Source organism: Mucilaginibacter pedocola (genome assembly GCF_002013915.1).
Classification (GTDB): Bacteria; Bacteroidota; Bacteroidia; order Sphingobacteriales; family Sphingobacteriaceae; genus Mucilaginibacter; species Mucilaginibacter pedocola.
The window spans coordinates 22809-40242 of the sequence record NZ_MBTF01000004.1; the positions used below are offsets into that span (position 1 = coordinate 22809).

Below are 17434 nucleotides of genomic sequence, written 5' to 3' on the forward strand. Positions count from 1 at the left end.
TCTGTAAATTTAACTAACAGTTTTGCCTTTTTCAGCCAAAGCATCGGCTAATATTTGTTTTATATCGCTTATCCGGTGTTCCCAAGTGTTATTTGCTGCCACGGCCACGCGCGCCTCCACTTTTTCGGGTGCTTGCGGGTTATCCAATGCATCGTTTAGTGCCCGACTAAATTCTTCGGCAGTGCTGCAAAATGGCACTAACCCTTCGGTGAAATTAGCCAGGTCTTCGTTAAAATCCGTCGCAACCACGGGTTTGCCGGCACCTAAATATTCAAATAGTTTAAGCGGGAATATGTTGTTGCTCACCTCATCTTTTTTAAAGGGGATAAGGCAAACGTCGAAGCCTTTTAACACTGCGGGCATTTGATCGTATGGTACAGGGCCGGGCAGGTAAAGGTTTGGGGCTTGAAAGTTTTCATGCTGAAGGTAGTCCTGGTCAAGTGGCCCGATGAACACAAAGTTTTTGTCGGGGTTGACAGCAAACACCTGCTTCATCATCGTGTAATCCATACGGCGCTCTACGGCACCAAAGTAACCTATAACAGGCTTTTTAATGCCCGATAATACTTCCGCTATTGGCAATGCGGGGTCTAAAGCTTTTTGGCTGTGGGTGATATAGGCCGCGTTAGGCACAAAGTAGGAGCGAGGATTTAATGCCGATTGCTTTTTGGCCAGCTGGCGGCTGGTAGATATTACCATATCAACACTTTTAACCAATATTTCCTCGTTGTTTACGCCGTGTTTAAGTTGGTATGCCTCGATGATTGGGTCTACGCAATGGTAAACGTTCAGCGCTGCTTTTGGCGCGAGGGTTTGGTGCAACTGCGGATACGAGAAATTGTACGAGTTGATGTAAATATAATCGGTAATGCCCTTTTGCTTAAATACTTTCTTCAGGCGCGATGCTACCATCCACTCGTTAAACTTAACAGCCAAACGGTAGGGTTTACCCTCGGGCAGCATATTGATGGATGGCACAGGCGGGCATATAACAATTTTTAGGTTGGGGAGGTCCGACTGAATGATGGCGTTCTTCGCGTCAAAAAAATGCGGCTTGCGCACGCGGTAGGCATCAGTATCCTTAAACTTAAAATAATCCTTCCAGGTGAAGGGCCTATCTACAAACCACACGTAGTTATCTTTAGCCAGCAACCGCGCCATGGTGTAGGGCGTCGATTCCAGTTTGTTATCAAACTGCATCTGCGAGAAAACCACGATATGTTTGCCGGTTAAACTCATGCTTTTTGCACTTTTCGTTTCTGCATCAGGTTAGCTACCATCGCTTTCAATTGGCTCCAGCCCAGGCTGAAAAGGTCGTTCAGCGTAAAATCAAGATGCTTTTTCAGGGTAAAGTAGCCAAATAATACACCCGAGTAGTAGGTGAATAACGATGCAATGGCCACGCCATATAGGTTATGGAAAATGGCTATGCCTGCAAAATCGCCAATTACGTTTATACCCAACATTAAAAACACCTTCATCATGTTAAGATGCGGTTTGTTCAGGATATCCAGCGTAATGCCAAAGAACCTGTCGATAGGCATAATGATCACATAGCACATAAATATCCGGAAGATGTTGAAGGCATCGGTATCAACAAATTTATCGCCAAAAAGCAGGTGTATAACCAACCCGCCCAGTATACAAGCACCTACAGCTACAGGCAAAAGCAATACCGTTAGCAGCCCACCATAACGTTTCATTATTTCGGCCACAGCGGGCTTATCATCGCGCTGGGCAGCGGCAGATAGTTCGGGCAATGCAGTAGAAACAAAACTCCGCATAGGTATCTCAAATATCTCCATCAGGCGCTGTGGTATGTAATAAACACCAACCAAAGCCGTAGGGAACATCATTTTAATAATGAAGGTATCCGAGCTGCGCAACAAAGTAGAACCCAGTGAGGTGCCCACGCTGTACTTACCAAAATTGGCAAGCTCGCGCATTGCGGCTACTGATTTATGCCTGATGGTATGTGCATGGGACCAGCCCATGGCCAAACAAATTACGCTGGTGATAATATTGGTGCCCAGGTAGCTGTATATCACGGTATCAAAGTTGATGTCTTTATAATACATCCCGATGAGTACCAGCGTTAGAAAGCCGCCCTGGTTGATGATTTGGATGATGAACATCTTATCGAAACGCTCTTCGGCCTGTAAAATCCAACCGGCAATGGCCGATGGGAGGGTACAGATATAAATTATCCCAAACCATTTCAGCGTATCTTCCAGGTCCGAATTTCCGCTTTTAATAAAGAAGTATATTATCCAGCTGATAAGCGCCACCCCAAAAGTGAGTATAAAACCCACCCACCAGGCCGAGCCTGCCACGTTACGGGCCCTATCGATATGTGCACCCGAGTAAAATTTAACCAGCGATGTTTGCAGGAAACCCGTGCGGAACATATCTGCCAATAAGAAAGTTTGCAGGAAAAAGATGTAGTTACCAAAGTCGGTATCGGGTAACTGGTGTGCAAGCAGCGATAGCACCAGCATACCTATTAAGGGCATGGCAGCGCTGCTGGCTAAATTGATGGTATGTTTGTTTACTATCTTTTTAAAAAACGACATATAAGCCAATAAGTGTTATACTTTCTCCCAGGTGCCGGTATCGAAGTTGTACTTTTTTATCACTTTGGCGGGGTTGCCAACAGCAACGCTATACGCCGGGATATCTTTAGTTACCACGCTGCCCGCACCAATTACGGCGTGTTGGCCAATAGTAACGCCAGCAGTAACTACGCAGTTGGCACCAAGCCAAACATTATCATTTATGGTGATTTGTTTGGTTACCACTTTTTGGATACGCGGAGGGGTGTTGATATCCTCGAAGCCGTGGTTAAGGCCCGATAGCACAATGTTTTGCGCCATCATTACATAATTGCCCAGCGTAACCGGGCCTATAATGGTATTTGACAGGCCCACGCCAACGTGGTGCCCTATTAAAATTGCACCTACGCCATTGTTAAGCGCGGCAAAATCTTCTACAATACTGTGCTCACCCAGTTTAAAATCGTTAAACGGAAACAGGTCCATACGGGCATAGCGGCCTACAATGGCTTTGCCGCTGCGTTCGTGAAAAAACGGGTTTACAAACCAGCGCACCCAAATGCGCGGCCTGGAATGGCCCGACCTTACGATAAGCCAATGGACAAATTTTTTTATACGGGGGTGAGATTTAATTACTGCAAGTAACGACATCTATAAAAAAAATTAAATCAAGCTATCAATTTTTCAACGCTCTTATCGCCTTGCGCTTTCCTCTCTGCAATATCAAGCCGCAGGGTTACATTAAGCAACGCGCTGGCCATGTAGAACAGGATGTTCGATGGGTATTGTACGAGCGCCTGCTGCGGATAGTTACCTATATTGTATATAAATATGGTAAGCACCATGGCCAAACAATACACCTTTAACTCGGGGTTCTTGATCAGGAAATAATGGTTGATCCCCGTGTATAAAATTACAAACAATAACGTACAAAACAAGAGCAAGCCAATCCATCCCATCTCAACCGCTACGCGTACGAAACCACTATCGGGCGGGAATTTAGCAAGCATAGAGTTTGGCGCAAACCTGCGCCCCCAAATACCTACCGAGCCAAGGCCGCCTCCTATAGGGTGCGACAATATATACGGTTTTATGCGCCGCTGGTTTTCGGCCCGCACATTAAACGAAGCATCGGCGCTTGGGTTGAAGGCCGATTGGAAACGTTTAATTGTAGGGTTTGAAGTTGGCATAAATACAACTATAACCAGCATAAACCCTGCCGCAAGCACAGCCATAAGTATTTGCTTGTTAAACTTTAATATAGCAAGCAGTGCCAAAGCGGCCGGTAGCAATACATAAGCGCCCCTGGTACCGCTGTAAAGCATGGTCAAGATATAAAAAGGGATTATACAAATCAGGAATATTTTTTTGCCGGTGCTTATTTTGAGCATTAAAAAGCAAATACACATGGCAACAGCCACCACCATGTTGTAGGAAAAAGTAACCGGATCGGGGAAAATTGCCACCTTGCGCAAGTGCCCGTTAATGTATAAGAAGCTGAGGCGCAGGGGATCTGAATAGTACCATTTGCGCTCGAACTCCATTAGCCCGAAATTCTCTTGCTGAAAGCCTGACGCGGCGGCGAACAAGCAGAGCCCTAACCATAGTTTAAATAAAAAACGGATGTATTTGATATCGTTTATCTGGTAAAGGAAAACGAAGTACATCAGCATAATAAAGCCCACCGTACGCACGGTGTAAACCCATGCGAGGATAGATGGTGATGCAGGGTTTACCGCCTCTAAAAAGTTATAGCCCAGCCAGGTTATAATGAGGTAGGTAATGGGGTTTTTAAAATAATCCCAGTTGCCGTCAAACTTCTTTTTAACAAAAAAACCGAAGATGAGCAGGTAGGTGATCACATCGAGCAGAATACCGGTAGGTGCATCGGGCGGCAAGGGCTCCGATACATAGTTGAGCATAAAAGCCGTAACCATAAACGCGGCTATGCCGAATTTTGGGTAAGCTATAATGCCGAAGAGTATGGGGATGCCAAGGGCTATAACAAATACTGCGGCTATGCCCATAACGCCCAGTTTGGCTACCAGTACGGGTATAATTACGGCAACCGGCAGCAGCATTACTATCAGGGTATTGGTAGTAATGTTGCCCAGCTTCAACTTATTGCGAAGCGTGCCCATAAGCCCGTTATTTTGTACCTGGTTTTCAAGCATTGGCAATGCAGGTTTTATGCAAGAAACAAAATTTTAACGGCCCAAAAAAATACGCCAACAAAAACAAAGGCTATGGCCACCTTGCGGGTTTTGTTTTCCAGCGGGGTGAGGTCCTCGTATGGGTCTTTCTTAATATTTTCCTGAGGCAATATTTTCATACGGGCGAGGTAAAGTAAATAAATTAAACGGCAAGCGTTATCAATTCTTAATCTTCGGGCAGGCTTGCTTTGTTAAGCACCCAACCTGCAAATTTACCCTCCAGGTTGCGCAGGTAGTTAAGGTCTTCTTTCTGCGATTTTTTAACAGGCTTGTTGGCCTCGAAAACTGCAACCACTTTATTGGCAAACAATATCCACTCTTTTGATTTATTCAGGGTAGATAGGGCAGGGGTTTCTACAATAATAACATCGTACTTATTCTTCAGCTCGGCAAAGCGGGTGCTGATGAATTTCTCGTCGCTCAGCTCCAGCAGCGTAACATCGCCGCCATGGTTACCAATAACGGTTGTAGTGCCCGATACGTTTTCGTAGTTTGATGGCGTATTTTTAAAGTAATCCTCCAAATACAAATGCGGCTGGGCGGTATTGGTGATGGTTGGGTTATAAAAGTTACCATCAATAAGCAGCACCTTTTTATTGATCATAGAGTAGGAGTAAGCCAGGCTTAATGCCAATACCGTTTTACCCTCGTGGTGGGCAAGGCTGGTAATGCTTATCACTTTTTCGCCTTTTAACTCCTGGTCAATCTCAAACCTTATAGAGCGGATAAGCTCTTTAAAGTGCTTCATTTTATCGCGGTGCTCTACATCCCAAAGTTTCCTCAGATCGAGCGTGCCGCCGGTTACCGTGTTAAGGTAGCCTAATGAAGGCAGGCTGGTTTGGGCAACCAGTTCGGTTGGTAGTTTAATAGTTTCATCGAAGAAGTAGATGGCAAACAATATTACCACGCAAATAACCAAAGCACCCATGCCCGCCAGAATGATCAGCAGCATCTTTTTAGATGGCTCGGCGGCATCAGGCGTTGCCAAATCAACCTGGCGTAATTTAATAGAGAAGGTTGATTTCAGATTGGTTTCGTTGTACTTGTTCAGTACTTCCAAATACTCCTTGCTGGCAATATCCAGCTCAAAGCTGTAGGTTTTTACGGTAGCGTCAAAAGGCACCAGGCGGTTAAACTTGGCATTTAGCTCGCCCAAAGCACGGTCAATAGCGTTAAGGCCGTATTTGGCAAGGTCGCGTGCTACTTCTAAAGTAATTTTTTGAGCAACAAGGGCATCTTTACCGGTAAGCGGGTTGGTGATATACTTGTCTGATGTAAGGTTTATCTCGCGCTCCAGCTGACGGGTAAGCGAGTCTATCTGTACTTTGTATTGTGGTGCAAAGTTACTGCGCACATACCTGTCGGTAAGGGCATGAAGTTGTTCTTGGGTACCTACTACTGCGGTATTGTATTTATTTAAAGTAGCCTCAATGTAGCTGCGGTCCTTTGGGTCGAATTTGGCATTGATAGCAGCTAATGCACCGTTGTTAGAGGCAACATCTTTTTCGGCTTGTTGCTTGCGGTCGTTATAAACCATTATCTGGTCGAAGATGCCTTTTGATTGTTCTTCGAGGTTTAGTACGCCGTTCTCTATCTTGTAATTTTGTAATTGAGCTGTTTTACGGTTCAGGGCCTCGCGCTTTTCGTTCAGCAGGTTACCCAAAAAGGTTACCGCATCGGTTTCGTTTTGCCTGATGGTATTGGTGTAATAGTTGATAAACTCGCGGCAAAGCACGTTCACCACAAAGGCCGATAGCTGCGGGTTGGCCGACTGGAAGCTTACCGAAATAAAATCGCTATCCTCGTCGCGTACGATGTTTAGGTCTTCGCGAAGGTTGCGCTCATCGTATTTCATTTCGCGTAACAGCTCGTTAAGCCCGTTTTGGTCTTTATTATAATAATCCAAAGGCTCCATGCGCTGAAACTTGCGCTTGAACACTTCTATGGCATGCTCACGCGCGGCCTGGTTCATGCCCTGGAACAGCTTGCTCGGCTTTTTAAATGGCGTATTGCTGGTAAGGTCGTGTAGTATAAGTTGGTATGAAACCTGGTTAATGAGCTTTTTAAGCTTCATTATCTCTATCAGGTTACTAAAGCTTTGGGCTATTTGCTGCTGCTGGGCAGAGCTGTTGGTTTCTTTATCCAGCAAATGGCGCGATTCATCAATGATACCGGTAGCTATCTGCGATTTAGAAACGTATGTATCGGCAAGGTTTTTTACGAGAAAAAAGGAGATAATAACAGTAACCAGCGGAATAATGATCAGCAGGTTTTTATGTTTCCATAAAAATTTCAGAAAATTTATAAACTCCATTTTTTACTTAACCTCTTCTAATTTAACGCCCAAAACCTCCTCAAGGTTGGTTTTTGCGGTTAACATGGCCAGCTCTGCCGTCACTTTAAACCCACCCTGCTGGTAAAGGCTGGTTAAAGCCTCGTTATATACCTGAAATGTTGTTTCGCCTTTTTGAAATGAGTACTTCAGTTGTTTTACGGCCGTTTGCCCGTCAATCACCGCGCCCGAACGCAGGCGCAGGTCGGCCTGTGCGGCCAGGTACTGAAAGTAAAAACGTTTTACAATAGCTGCCAATTGCAGGTCGTACTCCTGCTGTTGAAATTGTGCTACTTTCACGGCCTCTTTAGCTGCTTTTGATGCAAATGGTTTTGCCAAAAATTGCCCCAAATTGATAGATATGCTTAGCTGGTAACCGTTAAAAATAGTGGGCTGTATAAGATTAAGCGAGCTTTTGGGGCTATAAATATAAGAAGCGGTAAAAGCATCCAGCCATGATACATTGGCCTGATGATAGGTTGCCCGTGCAGCATCTACCTGTGCCTGGCGTACTTTAATTTCGGGGTAGTTCTTTTTAGCTGTGGCTATTAGTTTTTCGAGGTACCCGTAATTAATATCTGGTATTAAGGTTTCCTGCGCGCGCACTTGCTGCACAAAAAAGGAACTAACTAATAATATACCTAACAGTTTAAGTTTGAAATTCATAGATAGTTAAACTTTCTCTTTTTGGAACAAAGCAGGTACAGTACCTAAAATAATTTTAACGTCCAGCCAGAACGAATATTTCTGTGCATAAAAGTTGTCGAGTTTTTTACGCTCGCGCTCGCTCATATCTTCTTTGCCGCGTTTGCTTATCTGCCATAAACCGGTTAAGCCGGCAGGGCCTAAAAAGCGCATCGACCATTCGTTTGATGTTAGCATCTCGGCTTCGTAAACAGGCAGCGGGCGGTTGCCTACTACAGACATATCGCCACGTAGTATGTTGAACAACTGCGGCAATTCATCTAAGCTGCTTCCACGCAAAAAGTTACCCAGCTTGGTAATACGCGGGTCGTTTTTAATTTTAACAAAGGCCGATTTGGTTGCGCCTTCTTCTTCGGCAGCGTACTGGTTATTGGTTACGGCCATTTGTGCTAACAGCTGGTCGGCATCGGTACGCATCGAGCGGAACTTATAAAAATCGAACACCTTGTAACCCGTACCAACGCGTTTGCTTTTGTAAAATATAGGGCCTTTAGAATCTAATTTGATGAGTATGGCCACCACCAGCATTACCGGCGAAAGCCCGATGAGCATGCTGCCTGCAATAAACAGATCGAGGAAACGCTTGCCTGCGGGCATTTGGTAGGTAATGTCAACCTCTTTAGAAAGCTCCAACAGACGCGGTTTTATTAGTTTAAAACGCACCAAAAAGTTGAGGCGCTCGCGCAGGTCGGATGTAGAGAAAGGGTAGGTGTAAAAATCGTGCAATTTCATTTGCATGGCTTTTTGCACCAGTTTTTTATCGTTACGGGTAGATAGCATTACAATAATTACCCCGTTCATGAGGAAATTTTTGCGAAGTTTTTCTACCAGTTCAAAGCATTTCTCGTCTTTATCAACCTCCACCAAAATAATTTCGGGGATGGTAAGGATCGATTGGTTGCCCAGGTAGTCTTCCAGCGCGCCCAGCGTATCGTTGAAAGCCACGCGGAAGCTATCGTGCAGGTCGTTAGCAATCAGGTCTTTAAGTTCAGTGCCCGCGTAGGCAACCCTGATCTGCGATCCCGAATTTTCGTTCCAATCAGTTGCTGTCTGAAGCGTCATAAACTTGTAAGGCTTGGTTAATGGCGGTTTTTAAGGTTGTGGGGTTAAAGGGCTTATGTATATAAGCCTCAACTTTAAACGGCATATTAGCTACTTGTTCTTCCAGATCGTGTGCTGCGGATAACATAATAACAGGTATGTTGCGGTAAAAGCCGCTGATTTTCACGTTCTTGATAAATGATTGGCCGTCGAAATAAGGCATCTGCAAGTCGGATATAATGAGCTTTGGCATATGCCCGTCTTCCAGCCAGCTAAAGGCCTCAATACCATTGTTTTTAACAACAATTTCATAATCCTTGCTCAAAATAAAGTTGAGCAATTTTAATATGCTTAGATCGTCATCAACAATTAATAAAGTTTTCTTCATGCCGATAGTATGGGGGTTTTCTGCTATAAATATGACACTTTTAAATTAAAAAGCATTATAAAAAGTTTTCTTGATAATGTATGTGAACAGTTTAAATTCATTATCAAATAATTAAAAGTAGCTTATAAAGCAAAAACCTACGGCCTATATTTTTATTAAAATTAGCCTAAAAATTTATTGCTTAACGGCTTCGCCACTGATAAGTTCCAAAATGTTGACAAATAGTGCCAATGTGGATTACTTTATACAATAACTTAGCCAGCGTTTTATTTTTTTAATGCTTGTATGCCGTACGCCAACACACATAAATATTACATCGGGGTTGACCTTGGCACCGGCAGCACAAAAGCTGTTGCTGTTGACGCGGAAGGCACTGTGGTAGCCACATCCCAACAACACCTTTCAACGCAAAATCCGCGCCCCGGTTTTGCAGAACAGGACGTAAATTTGATTTGGGACGCATTTATTTTATGCGTAAAACAAATAGTTGTAAAAATGGGCACTTCACCCGTTGCAATTAGCTTCAGCGCAGCCATGCATAGCATTTTGACGGTGGACAAAAAGGGGGACGCACTGGCAAATGCCATACTTTGGGCCGATGCCCGCAGCGGGGAAATTGCCGAAAATATCCGCGCAAGCAAACAGGGTGAGCAAATTTACCACAATACGGGGACGGCAATCTACGCTATGTCGCCTTTGTGCAAATTGATATGGCTGCGCCAAAACCAACCCGAACTGTTCGGGCGGGCGCACAAGTTTATTTCGATAAAGGAATTTATATGGCATAAGCTGTTCGGCGTGTTCGAGGTGGATCATTCCATTGCCTCGGCTACCGGTATGCTGGATATTTTAGAGAAGGAATGGTACGCGGGTTCGCTTCAACTGGCAGGAGTAACTGCGGATAAGCTATCGGTACCGGTAAGCACAGGGCATATGCGTTACCTAAAGCAGCCGAGTGATTTGCTACCCGGCATAGGTACCGAAACTGCCTTCGTAATAGGCGCAAGCGATGGCTGCTGCGCCAACCTTGGCGGCAATGCCGTGCGCCCCGGCGTGGCTGCGCTTACCATTGGCACCAGCGGGGCCGTACGTGTAGGCAGCAGTAAACCCGTCTATAACTACCACGCCATGACGTTTAACTACTTGCTAAACGAGCAAACCTTTATTTGCGGCGGCGCAGTAAACAACGGTGGGGCTGCGGCGGATTGGCTGCTGAAGAACTTTTTACAACTGGAGGCAGCGCCCGAAAATTACGATACCCTTTTTGATAGGATAGAGGCTGTACCCGCAGGCAGCGAAGGGCTTTTGTTTTTACCTTACCTGTTTGCCGAACGCGCACCTATTTGGGATACCAAAAGCACCGGCACGTTTGCCGGCATAACTTTTAAGCATCAGCAGCAACACTTTTTGCGTGCAGGGCTTGAGGGAATTTGCTTTGCGTTGTACCACGTGCTGCAGGCGGTAGAAGAATCGGCGCAGGAAACAGTGAGCGAAATTGTGGTGAGCGGCGGCTTTATCAACTCCCCGGTGTGGGTGCAGCTACTGGCCGATATTACGGGTAAGAAACTTGTGTTGCTGCCCGGCGGCGATTCTTCTGCCATGGGTGCCATTTATTTGGCTATGCAGGCATTGGGGTTGGATGTGCAAGACATACTTTACAGGGAGACTGCCCAAAGCAACACGGTAATGCCCAATGTTGCAAACCATACGGTTTACAGTAAGGTGTTCCCTATCTACAAAAAGCTATACGAGGATATGAACGGCAGTATGCATGCCCTGCACGCTTTAGGCTTATAATATCATCACGCCCGGCTTGTTTACTACAGGCAGTTTGATAAAATTGGCATCAATGATACTCTCAGGCAGAAAGATGAATTTTTTGTCGTAGATCTGGTTGCCGATGTAGTAGCTTAGCCAGTACTCGTTATTCAGCCCGAAGGTAGCTTCGTCTATAGGCTCTATCAGTTTAAACGATTTAGGCGCAACTTCAGGGAAAGCATGCCTAAGTACAGATGTTTTTACCTGCTCGCCATCCTTTTCTCCATAGCCTTTAGATGTTACCAATACCGTCTCCAACGCAACATCTTTCAGGTTAATGAGGTATACATACCAGGTTTTGCTTTCTATGCTTTCGCCTTCCAGCGCAACAGCAATGCCTATATCTTTAACGGTATTTTGGGGGAGGTCTTTTAACATTGTTCGATGGTGAGTGGTTGATTGAGTTGATTGGTGAATAGTTATAAAAGCAACCACTCACCACTTAACCCAATCAACCAATAACTATTTCTTCTTCGCCGGTGCTTTCTTTTTAGCTGCCGGTTTTTTAGCAGGCGCCGCAGCCTTAGCTGCCGGTGCTGCTTTGCCGAAACGGCCTTTTTTTACATCCTTCGGTGCTGCATCAGCCAAAGCCTTGCAATCCTCGTAGGTAAGCGAAGCCGGGTCTTTATCCTTTGGTATCTTAACGTTCAGTTTGCCAAATTCGATATACGGGCCCCAGCGGCCATTCAAAACTTTTACGCTTTCATCCTCGGGGAACGATTTAATAAGTTTCTCGGCATCTTTTTTACGTTTGGCCTCTATCAGTTCAATAGCCTGCTCTTCGGTAACGTCGAGCGGATCGATCTCTTTTGGTAACGATACAAAGGCGCTGTTGTGGCTTATGTATGGGCCAAAGCGGCCAATGGCCACTTTCATTACTTTGCCTTCGTATTCGCCAACTACTTTTGGTAGTTTAAACAGTTCTAAGGCTTGCTCCAGCGTAATGGTCTCTATGCTTTGACCTGTGCGCAGGCTGGCGTACAGCGGTTTCTCCGGGCTGTCGTCGCTGGCGTTTTCGCCTACCTGTACAAAGGGGCCATAGCGGCCAATGCGTACCGACATTTTTTTGCCGCTCTCGGGGTGTACACCCAGTTCGCGTTCGCCGGTGGCCTTATCCGCTGTTTGTATAGTGTTTTCTACGTCGTTATGGAAAGGGTCGTAAAAGGTGCGGATCATTTTGGTCCAGTCTTTTAAACCCTGAGCTATTTCGTCAAATTCTTTTTCTACGCTGGCGGTAAAGTTAAAATCAACAATACCGTTAAAGTGCTGCACCAAGAAGTCGTTCACCACGGCACCAATATCGGTAGGGAACAGTTTACCGCGTTCGGCACCGGTATTCTCGCTTTTTTCTTCTTTGGTGATGTTTTCGTTTTTCAGCGTCAACACCCTGAAGTTACGTACACGCCCTTCACGCTCTTCCTTCACCACATAACCACGGTTTTGTATGGTGGATATGGTAGGAGCGTAAGTAGACGGGCGGCCTATGCCCAACTCTTCTAACTTCTTCACCAAACTTGCCTCGGTGTAACGGGCCGGCGGGCGGCTGAAACGCTCGGTAGCGGTCATTTCCTGCAATTCCAGCAGCTGGCCTTTGGTCAACGGCGGCAGTATAGCGTTGTCGCCGTCGGCGTTTTGATTATCGTCCTCATCGTCGTTGCTTTCCAGGTATACCTTTAAAAAGCCGTCGAATTTCATTACCTCGCCATTGGCCACCAATTCTTCCCTACGGGTTGATATGCCAATTTTAGCTACCGTTTTCTCAAACTGTGCCTCGCTCATTTGCGATGCTATGGCGCGTTTCCATATCAACTCGTACAGACGTTTCTCTGCCGATTCGCCATCGATGGTATGATTGTTAAAATAAGTAGGGCGTATGGCCTCGTGCGCCTCTTGTGCACTGGCGCTTTTGGTTTTATACTTACGCGGTTGGTGGTATTTTTCGCCCCAGGCGCTGGTAATTTCGTTTGCCGCTGCGGCTAAGGCTACGTCCGACAGGTTTACCGAGTCGGTACGCATATAGGTGATATACCCCGATTCGTACAGCCTTTGTGCCACCTGCATGGTACGCGCAACCGAATAGCCCAGCTTGCGGCTGGCTTCCTGCTGCAGGGTAGAGGTGGTGAATGGCGCTGCCGGCGAGCGTTTGGTTGGGCGGGTATCTAACGATTTTACATCGAAGATAGCCTTCACACAATCTTGCAAAAACTTCTCGGCATCATCCTGTTTGGCAAAGCGTTCGGTCAGTTCGGCCTTGAATGCGTTTCTGCCTTTGCTAAATATGGCTACTATTTTAAATGCCGCTTCCGACTGGAATTTATTCACTTCACGTTCGCGGTCAACTATCAACCTAACGGCTACCGATTGTACACGGCCTGCCGAAAGCGATGGTTTTACTTTTTTCCACAACACGGGAGAAAGTTCAAAGCCCACCAAACGGTCTAAAACGCGGCGTGCCTGCTGGGCATTTACCAGGTTATAGTCTATTTTACGCGGGTTATCTATCGCTTTTAGAATGGCCGGTTTGGTTATCTCATGAAAAACAATGCGCTTGGTATTGCTGTCTTTCAGGCTCAATGTATCAAACAAGTGCCATGATATGGCTTCTCCCTCGCGGTCCTCATCGGATGCGAGCCATACCGTTTCGGCCTCCTTTGCTAATTTCTTTAATTCGCTCACTACCTGCTTCTTATCGGCAGGTACCTCGTATTTTTGCGAGAAGTTGTTGTTGATATCTATCGCATCTTCCGACTTTACCAGGTCGCGGATATGCCCGTAGCTCGACTTCACGGTGAAGTCTTTCCCCAGGTACCCTTCAATGGTTTTGGCTTTCGCCGGCGATTCAACTATGAGTAAATTTTTGGCCATTAAGCATGTTGTTTTTTGCAAAGAAAACATAAAATGCGGTAGAAACGCAAAAAGATTTTCCAAGTGAGTGTCTTAAACTTGCTTTTCAGAAAGAGTTTTCGAACGTAATGGTCGCTTTGGCGAGCAGGATTTTTAGTAATGAGGCAGCTCGATTTTCTTTATCTTCTCGTTTAAAGATCATTCGTAAAGAAGTGTTGATTTAATTTAGGGAGAGTTTAGTAGTGAGGAAAATTATTATGGCGTTCCCTGCGGGCCGGGCTTTCCGCTGCAAGTCCTCGCCCTTCCCATCCCGCTTTCCTGCCCGCGGCTGTGGGCTTTCCGCTGCAATCCCTAACGCGGAGCTGCGGATTTCTTACAATAAAAATCCGCCACCCAGCAAATCGTTGCCCTCGTAAAATACCGCTGATTGGCCGGGGGCTATGCCCGATACCATGTGATCGAAGGATACCTTCATGTGGTCGCCTATTTGCACTATTTTGCTTTCGGTACCGGCATCTTTATAACGTATTTTGGTTACGGCCTCTATCGGCTCGGGGATGCTTTCGTATTTTACCAGGTTAAGGTTACGCACCCAGGCTTCTTTCTTCTCCAGTTCGTCGGCAGTGCCTAAAACCACGGTGTTGGTGTGCGGATCTATTTTGGTAACAAACATGGGTTTGCCCAAAGCAATGCCTAGGCCTTTGCGCTGGCCAATGGTATAAAAAGGATAGCCCTGGTGTTTGCCTACTATGGTGCCGTCGGTTAGTACAAAATTGCCCGGGCCAACGCGCTCGTCAAGGTCCTCAACCTTATGGCGAAGGAAAGAGCGGTAATCGTTATCGGGCACAAAGCATATTTCGTAGCTTTCGCTTTTGCCGGCAAGTTCAAGCTGGCCCATGTCAACGGCCATTTGGCGTATCTCCGGTTTAGAGAAACTGCCTAACGGGAATTTGGTACGCGCCAGGTTGCGTTGCGAAACGCCCCACAGCACATAGCTTTGGTCTTTATTTTCGTCTTTACCTTTTGATATTACGTAGCGGCCATTATCCTGCAGGCGGATGTTGGCGTAGTGCCCGGTGGCAATAAATTCGCAATCGAGTTTATCGGCACGTTTTAGCAGGGCTTCCCATTTAATATGCGTGTTGCACAGTACGCATGGGTTTGGCGTGCGGCCGGCAAGATATTCGTCAACAAAGTTATCAATCACAAAATCGCCGAACTCGTTGCGGATATCCAATATATAATGCGGGAAACCGTAGCCAACTGCCAATGCGCGGGCATCATTAATACTATCCAGGCTGCAGCAGCCGGTTTCTTTAGAGCTGCCGCCCGATGAAGCGTAATCCCATGTTTTCATGGTAAGGCCTATCACCTCGTAGCCCTGCTCGTGCAGCATCACTGCTGCTACCGAACTGTCAACTCCGCCGCTCATGGCCACTAATATTCTTCCGTGCTTGCTCATATTGGGCGCAAAGATAAGGCTTTAGCTCTTATGATGGGTCAGTAGAGGGTAAAATGGTTGATGGTGAGTGGTGAATAGAGAGTTGTGAGTGGTTGTTAAGCTTATTATATCTATGCAAAAGGCGCCGGCATCCGTCCTGTTAATATCATATCCAGCGTTTGCTGGCGTATACGGCGTGGTTTGGCAAAGTAAGCGTTCTTTATAAAGCCGAAAAATAGAGTTGATAAAGCAATGGGTAATATGAAGATCAGGAAAACGCTCAAGAAATTCACGACCGGTTCAAAGGCCCGCTTTACGCCCGGATCGGGCAGGCCGAATAACAATAGTTCGGCTACTACCATCAAAAACCAAATACCCCAGCCCATGCCAAAATACTTCCAAAATGTGCGCCAGCGTGTTGGTGGCTTTGCGCCGTAGGCAAAGGGGCGTTCGCCAATAAGTTCGCCCGTTACGCCATTGGTATAAACAGCATACTCAATGCGGTTGTACTTAAATTCGATGTAATAAAAGGGCAGGCCGATACAACTCATTTGTTGGGTATCGTATTTAAGGTAGTGGCTATATTCTTTGCTGCTATCGCGGGCCATAAGTTGCTGGTAAACCTGGTCGGCCGCCACTAAGCTGCCCGAACGTTGCCAGGCGGTATCGGGTTCAACGGCTTTTATTTTTATTACCTTGGTAGCCGAGCTCGCTTTGGGCGAGGGCGCAGCAGTGCTGAAATCAATAAAAGGAATATAAGCCTCCGCAAACCCCAGCTCTTTTTCGGGCTGAGTGCCGCCATAGCAAAGTACCTCGAACTTGCCGCTAATGGGGATGTCGCCCTGCTCAACCCTGCCGCTTCTGCTCAATACATTATATTTGCCCTCATAATCGCCGGCAAAAAAATAAAGCGGGATGTACCGCTGTTCAATTACATAAGGCTTTTCGGGCGTTAGCAGGTCAACGGGGGTAAAGTCGCCATCGGCCAGCCAGTGCATTACCTGGCTTTTAAACTCCTCTTCGGTAAATTTAAAGGGTATAACTAAGCGGTATCTTTTGATCGCCCGATTTTACTTCTTCAACTACAGCTTCATACTCGTTGCCGCAGTACTCGCATTTATTGCGGTTGGTTTTAAAATTATAACTGAGTTTGCCGCCGCAGCTTGCGCAATTGGTAATACCTGCTGATGTTGCCGTTGCCATTGGTATGATAAGGTGTAAAAATTAAGCCCTTAAAATAGGGTATAGGCAGCAGTTGCACAAATAAAGTATTTAACTTTTGCAACCACTCTCCACTCCCCAAATCAACTACTCACCAACACAACTAATACTTATCAAATATCGGCGAATCCGCGGGTGTCCACAGGCAGGCTTTCTGTCCGCAGACTTTTAATGCATTGTTTGCCCAGGTGTTGCAGGTGTAAAACAGGTTGTATTTGCGGTGCGCTTCGTAAAAGGCATCTGTAGTGCCGTAGTTGGCGTTGGTTTTTATGTTGATGAAATGCCCTGCGCTATCGGTTTTAAAACTCTGTGTGATGTAGGCAATAAGCCTTGCGTATTGAGCTTTGCTGATGCTTATCTTTTTGCAAGACGAACTTTCCTGCAATTCTTTATGGTAAGTAACGTGCATGGCCGATGTGCTCAGCGCGAACGCCGCCTTAAAGGCCGTGCTGAATTTAAGGTCGGCCCAGGTAGGTGTGTTGAGGTAAAAGCCTTTATCGCCCCAGCCCATGCCTACATAGCTGGCAACGGTATCTTTACCGGTGGTATTCTCAAATTTTAATTCCCTGCTCCAATCTATTTGGTCGGTTTTTACGGGCACTACAATATCGGTATGCACGCCGTTGGTGAGGATGTACATGGTTACATCGTTGCTTTCGCCCGGCTCGGCATCCACCGTTATTTTTGATATGCCCCATGCCGATAAAAGGTACAAAGCCACAAAGGCAATAATGCCTAAAACGATGCGCAGGGTTATTTTGAGGAATTTTTTCATTTAAGGTTTACTGCTTGGTTTATTAATATAACAGATGGCCAATGCCCGGGTTGGGAAATATAAATAATATAGTGCATTAATTATATCTTTATACAAGCAATATC

The 17434-nt window shown here is 46.0% G+C and carries 16 protein-coding genes; 1 reads left to right on the top strand and 15 read right to left on the bottom strand.

The window, feature by feature from the left end:
- Positions 1-9 precede the first annotated feature (9 nt).
- Genes BC343_RS07070 through BC343_RS07105 form a run of 9 tightly spaced genes read right to left on the bottom strand, consistent with a single transcriptional unit; the run spans position 10 to position 9231 of the window.
- Complete coding sequence (locus BC343_RS07070) at positions 10-1239, bottom strand: glycosyltransferase family protein (RefSeq protein ID WP_078347063.1); 1230 nt, start codon at positions 1237-1239, stop codon at positions 10-12.
- Positions 1236-2573, bottom strand: a complete 1338-nt coding sequence (locus BC343_RS07075) for a lipopolysaccharide biosynthesis protein (protein ID WP_078347064.1) — start codon at positions 2571-2573, stop codon at positions 1236-1238. Before BC343_RS07075 ends, BC343_RS07070 begins: the two co-directional genes overlap by 4 nt.
- Positions 2574-2588: 15 nt before the next feature.
- Positions 2589-3203: an acyltransferase gene (locus tag BC343_RS31865; protein WP_078347065.1), complete on the bottom strand. Its 615-nt coding sequence runs from the start codon at positions 3201-3203 to the stop codon at positions 2589-2591.
- Between the two features lie 17 nt (positions 3204-3220).
- Complete coding sequence (locus BC343_RS07085) at positions 3221-4726, bottom strand: O-antigen ligase family protein (protein ID WP_078347066.1); 1506 nt, start codon at positions 4724-4726, stop codon at positions 3221-3223.
- A 14-nt stretch (positions 4727-4740) separates the two neighbouring features.
- A complete protein-coding gene (locus tag BC343_RS30955; protein WP_156088739.1) occupies positions 4741-4884 on the bottom strand; it encodes a hypothetical protein in 144 nt (47 codons plus the stop codon).
- 47 nt (positions 4885-4931) lie between these two features.
- Positions 4932-7079: an exopolysaccharide transport family protein gene (locus BC343_RS07090; RefSeq protein ID WP_078347067.1), complete on the bottom strand. Its 2148-nt coding sequence runs from the start codon at positions 7077-7079 to the stop codon at positions 4932-4934.
- A gap of 3 nt (positions 7080-7082) precedes the next feature.
- Entirely contained in the window at positions 7083-7763 is a 681-nt protein-coding gene (locus tag BC343_RS07095) for a TolC family protein (RefSeq protein ID WP_078347068.1), read from the bottom strand.
- Positions 7764-7769: 6 nt separating this feature from the next.
- Positions 7770-8864, bottom strand: coding sequence for a sugar transferase (locus BC343_RS07100; protein ID WP_078347070.1), 1095 nt, complete (start codon positions 8862-8864; stop codon positions 7770-7772).
- The gene (locus BC343_RS07105) at positions 8842-9231 is read right to left on the bottom strand and encodes a response regulator (RefSeq protein WP_078347071.1); all 390 of its coding nucleotides are present in this window, start codon (positions 9229-9231) and stop codon (positions 8842-8844) included. The genes BC343_RS07100 and BC343_RS07105 overlap by 23 nt, the downstream gene beginning before the upstream one ends.
- A 285-nt stretch (positions 9232-9516) precedes the next feature.
- On the opposite strand from BC343_RS07105, the gene BC343_RS07110 reads away from it, so the two are divergent.
- Positions 9517-11028, top strand: a complete 1512-nt coding sequence (locus BC343_RS07110; protein WP_078347072.1) for a gluconokinase — start codon at positions 9517-9519, stop codon at positions 11026-11028.
- Here BC343_RS07110 and BC343_RS07115 read toward each other — a convergent pair.
- The 6 genes from BC343_RS07115 to BC343_RS07135 all read right to left on the bottom strand — a co-directional run bounded on the left by BC343_RS07115 (position 11023) and on the right by BC343_RS07135 (position 17330).
- On the bottom strand, positions 11023-11427 hold the full coding sequence (locus tag BC343_RS07115) for a hypothetical protein (RefSeq protein ID WP_078347073.1): 405 nt from the start codon (positions 11425-11427) through the stop codon (positions 11023-11025). The two genes, BC343_RS07110 and BC343_RS07115, sit on opposite strands and share 6 nt — an antisense overlap.
- A gap of 84 nt (positions 11428-11511) precedes the next feature.
- Complete coding sequence (gene topA, locus BC343_RS07120; protein ID WP_078347264.1) at positions 11512-13914, bottom strand: type I DNA topoisomerase; 2403 nt, start codon at positions 13912-13914, stop codon at positions 11512-11514.
- A gap of 352 nt (positions 13915-14266) precedes the next feature.
- Positions 14267-15355 carry a tRNA 2-thiouridine(34) synthase MnmA gene (gene mnmA / locus BC343_RS07125; RefSeq protein ID WP_078347074.1) on the bottom strand — a complete coding sequence of 363 codons (1089 nt, stop codon included), beginning with the start codon at positions 15353-15355 and terminating at the stop codon, positions 14267-14269.
- A gap of 110 nt (positions 15356-15465) precedes the next feature.
- Positions 15466-16332 carry a hypothetical protein gene (locus tag BC343_RS07130; protein WP_078347076.1) on the bottom strand — a complete coding sequence of 289 codons (867 nt, stop codon included), beginning with the start codon at positions 16330-16332 and terminating at the stop codon, positions 15466-15468.
- A 31-nt stretch (positions 16333-16363) separates the two neighbouring features.
- Positions 16364-16537, bottom strand: coding sequence for a hypothetical protein (locus BC343_RS30960; RefSeq protein WP_156088740.1), 174 nt, complete (start codon positions 16535-16537; stop codon positions 16364-16366).
- Between the two features lie 121 nt (positions 16538-16658).
- Positions 16659-17330 (bottom strand): TIGR02117 family protein, encoded by a 672-nt coding sequence (locus tag BC343_RS07135; RefSeq protein ID WP_078347077.1) that lies wholly within the window; start codon positions 17328-17330, stop codon positions 16659-16661.
- Positions 17331-17434: the final 104 nt, after the last annotated feature.

Coding starts and splice junctions, on each gene's coding strand:
- BC343_RS07070 (WP_078347063.1), bottom strand. CDS start 1,239: ATGAGTTTAACCGGCAAACATATCGTGGTTTTCTCGCAGATGCAGTTT.
- BC343_RS07075 (WP_078347064.1), bottom strand. CDS start 2,573: ATGTCGTTTTTTAAAAAGATAGTAAACAAACATACCATCAATTTAGCC.
- BC343_RS31865 (WP_078347065.1), bottom strand. CDS start 3,203: ATGTCGTTACTTGCAGTAATTAAATCTCACCCCCGTATAAAAAAATTT.
- BC343_RS07085 (WP_078347066.1), bottom strand. CDS start 4,726: ATGCTTGAAAACCAGGTACAAAATAACGGGCTTATGGGCACGCTTCGC.
- BC343_RS30955 (WP_156088739.1), bottom strand. CDS start 4,884: ATGAAAATATTGCCTCAGGAAAATATTAAGAAAGACCCATACGAGGAC.
- BC343_RS07090 (WP_078347067.1), bottom strand. CDS start 7,079: ATGGAGTTTATAAATTTTCTGAAATTTTTATGGAAACATAAAAACCTG.
- BC343_RS07095 (WP_078347068.1), bottom strand. CDS start 7,763: ATGAATTTCAAACTTAAACTGTTAGGTATATTATTAGTTAGTTCCTTT.
- BC343_RS07100 (WP_078347070.1), bottom strand. CDS start 8,864: ATGACGCTTCAGACAGCAACTGATTGGAACGAAAATTCGGGATCGCAG.
- BC343_RS07105 (WP_078347071.1), bottom strand. CDS start 9,231: ATGAAGAAAACTTTATTAATTGTTGATGACGATCTAAGCATATTAAAA.
- BC343_RS07110 (WP_078347072.1), top strand. CDS start 9,517: ATGCCGTACGCCAACACACATAAATATTACATCGGGGTTGACCTTGGC.
- BC343_RS07115 (WP_078347073.1), bottom strand. CDS start 11,427: ATGTTAAAAGACCTCCCCCAAAATACCGTTAAAGATATAGGCATTGCT.
- topA (WP_078347264.1), bottom strand. CDS start 13,914: ATGGCCAAAAATTTACTCATAGTTGAATCGCCGGCGAAAGCCAAAACC.
- mnmA (WP_078347074.1), bottom strand. CDS start 15,355: ATGAGCAAGCACGGAAGAATATTAGTGGCCATGAGCGGCGGAGTTGAC.
- BC343_RS07130 (WP_078347076.1), bottom strand. CDS start 16,332: ATGCACTGGCTGGCCGATGGCGACTTTACCCCCGTTGACCTGCTAACG.
- BC343_RS30960 (WP_156088740.1), bottom strand. CDS start 16,537: ATGGCAACGGCAACATCAGCAGGTATTACCAATTGCGCAAGCTGCGGC.
- BC343_RS07135 (WP_078347077.1), bottom strand. CDS start 17,330: ATGAAAAAATTCCTCAAAATAACCCTGCGCATCGTTTTAGGCATTATT.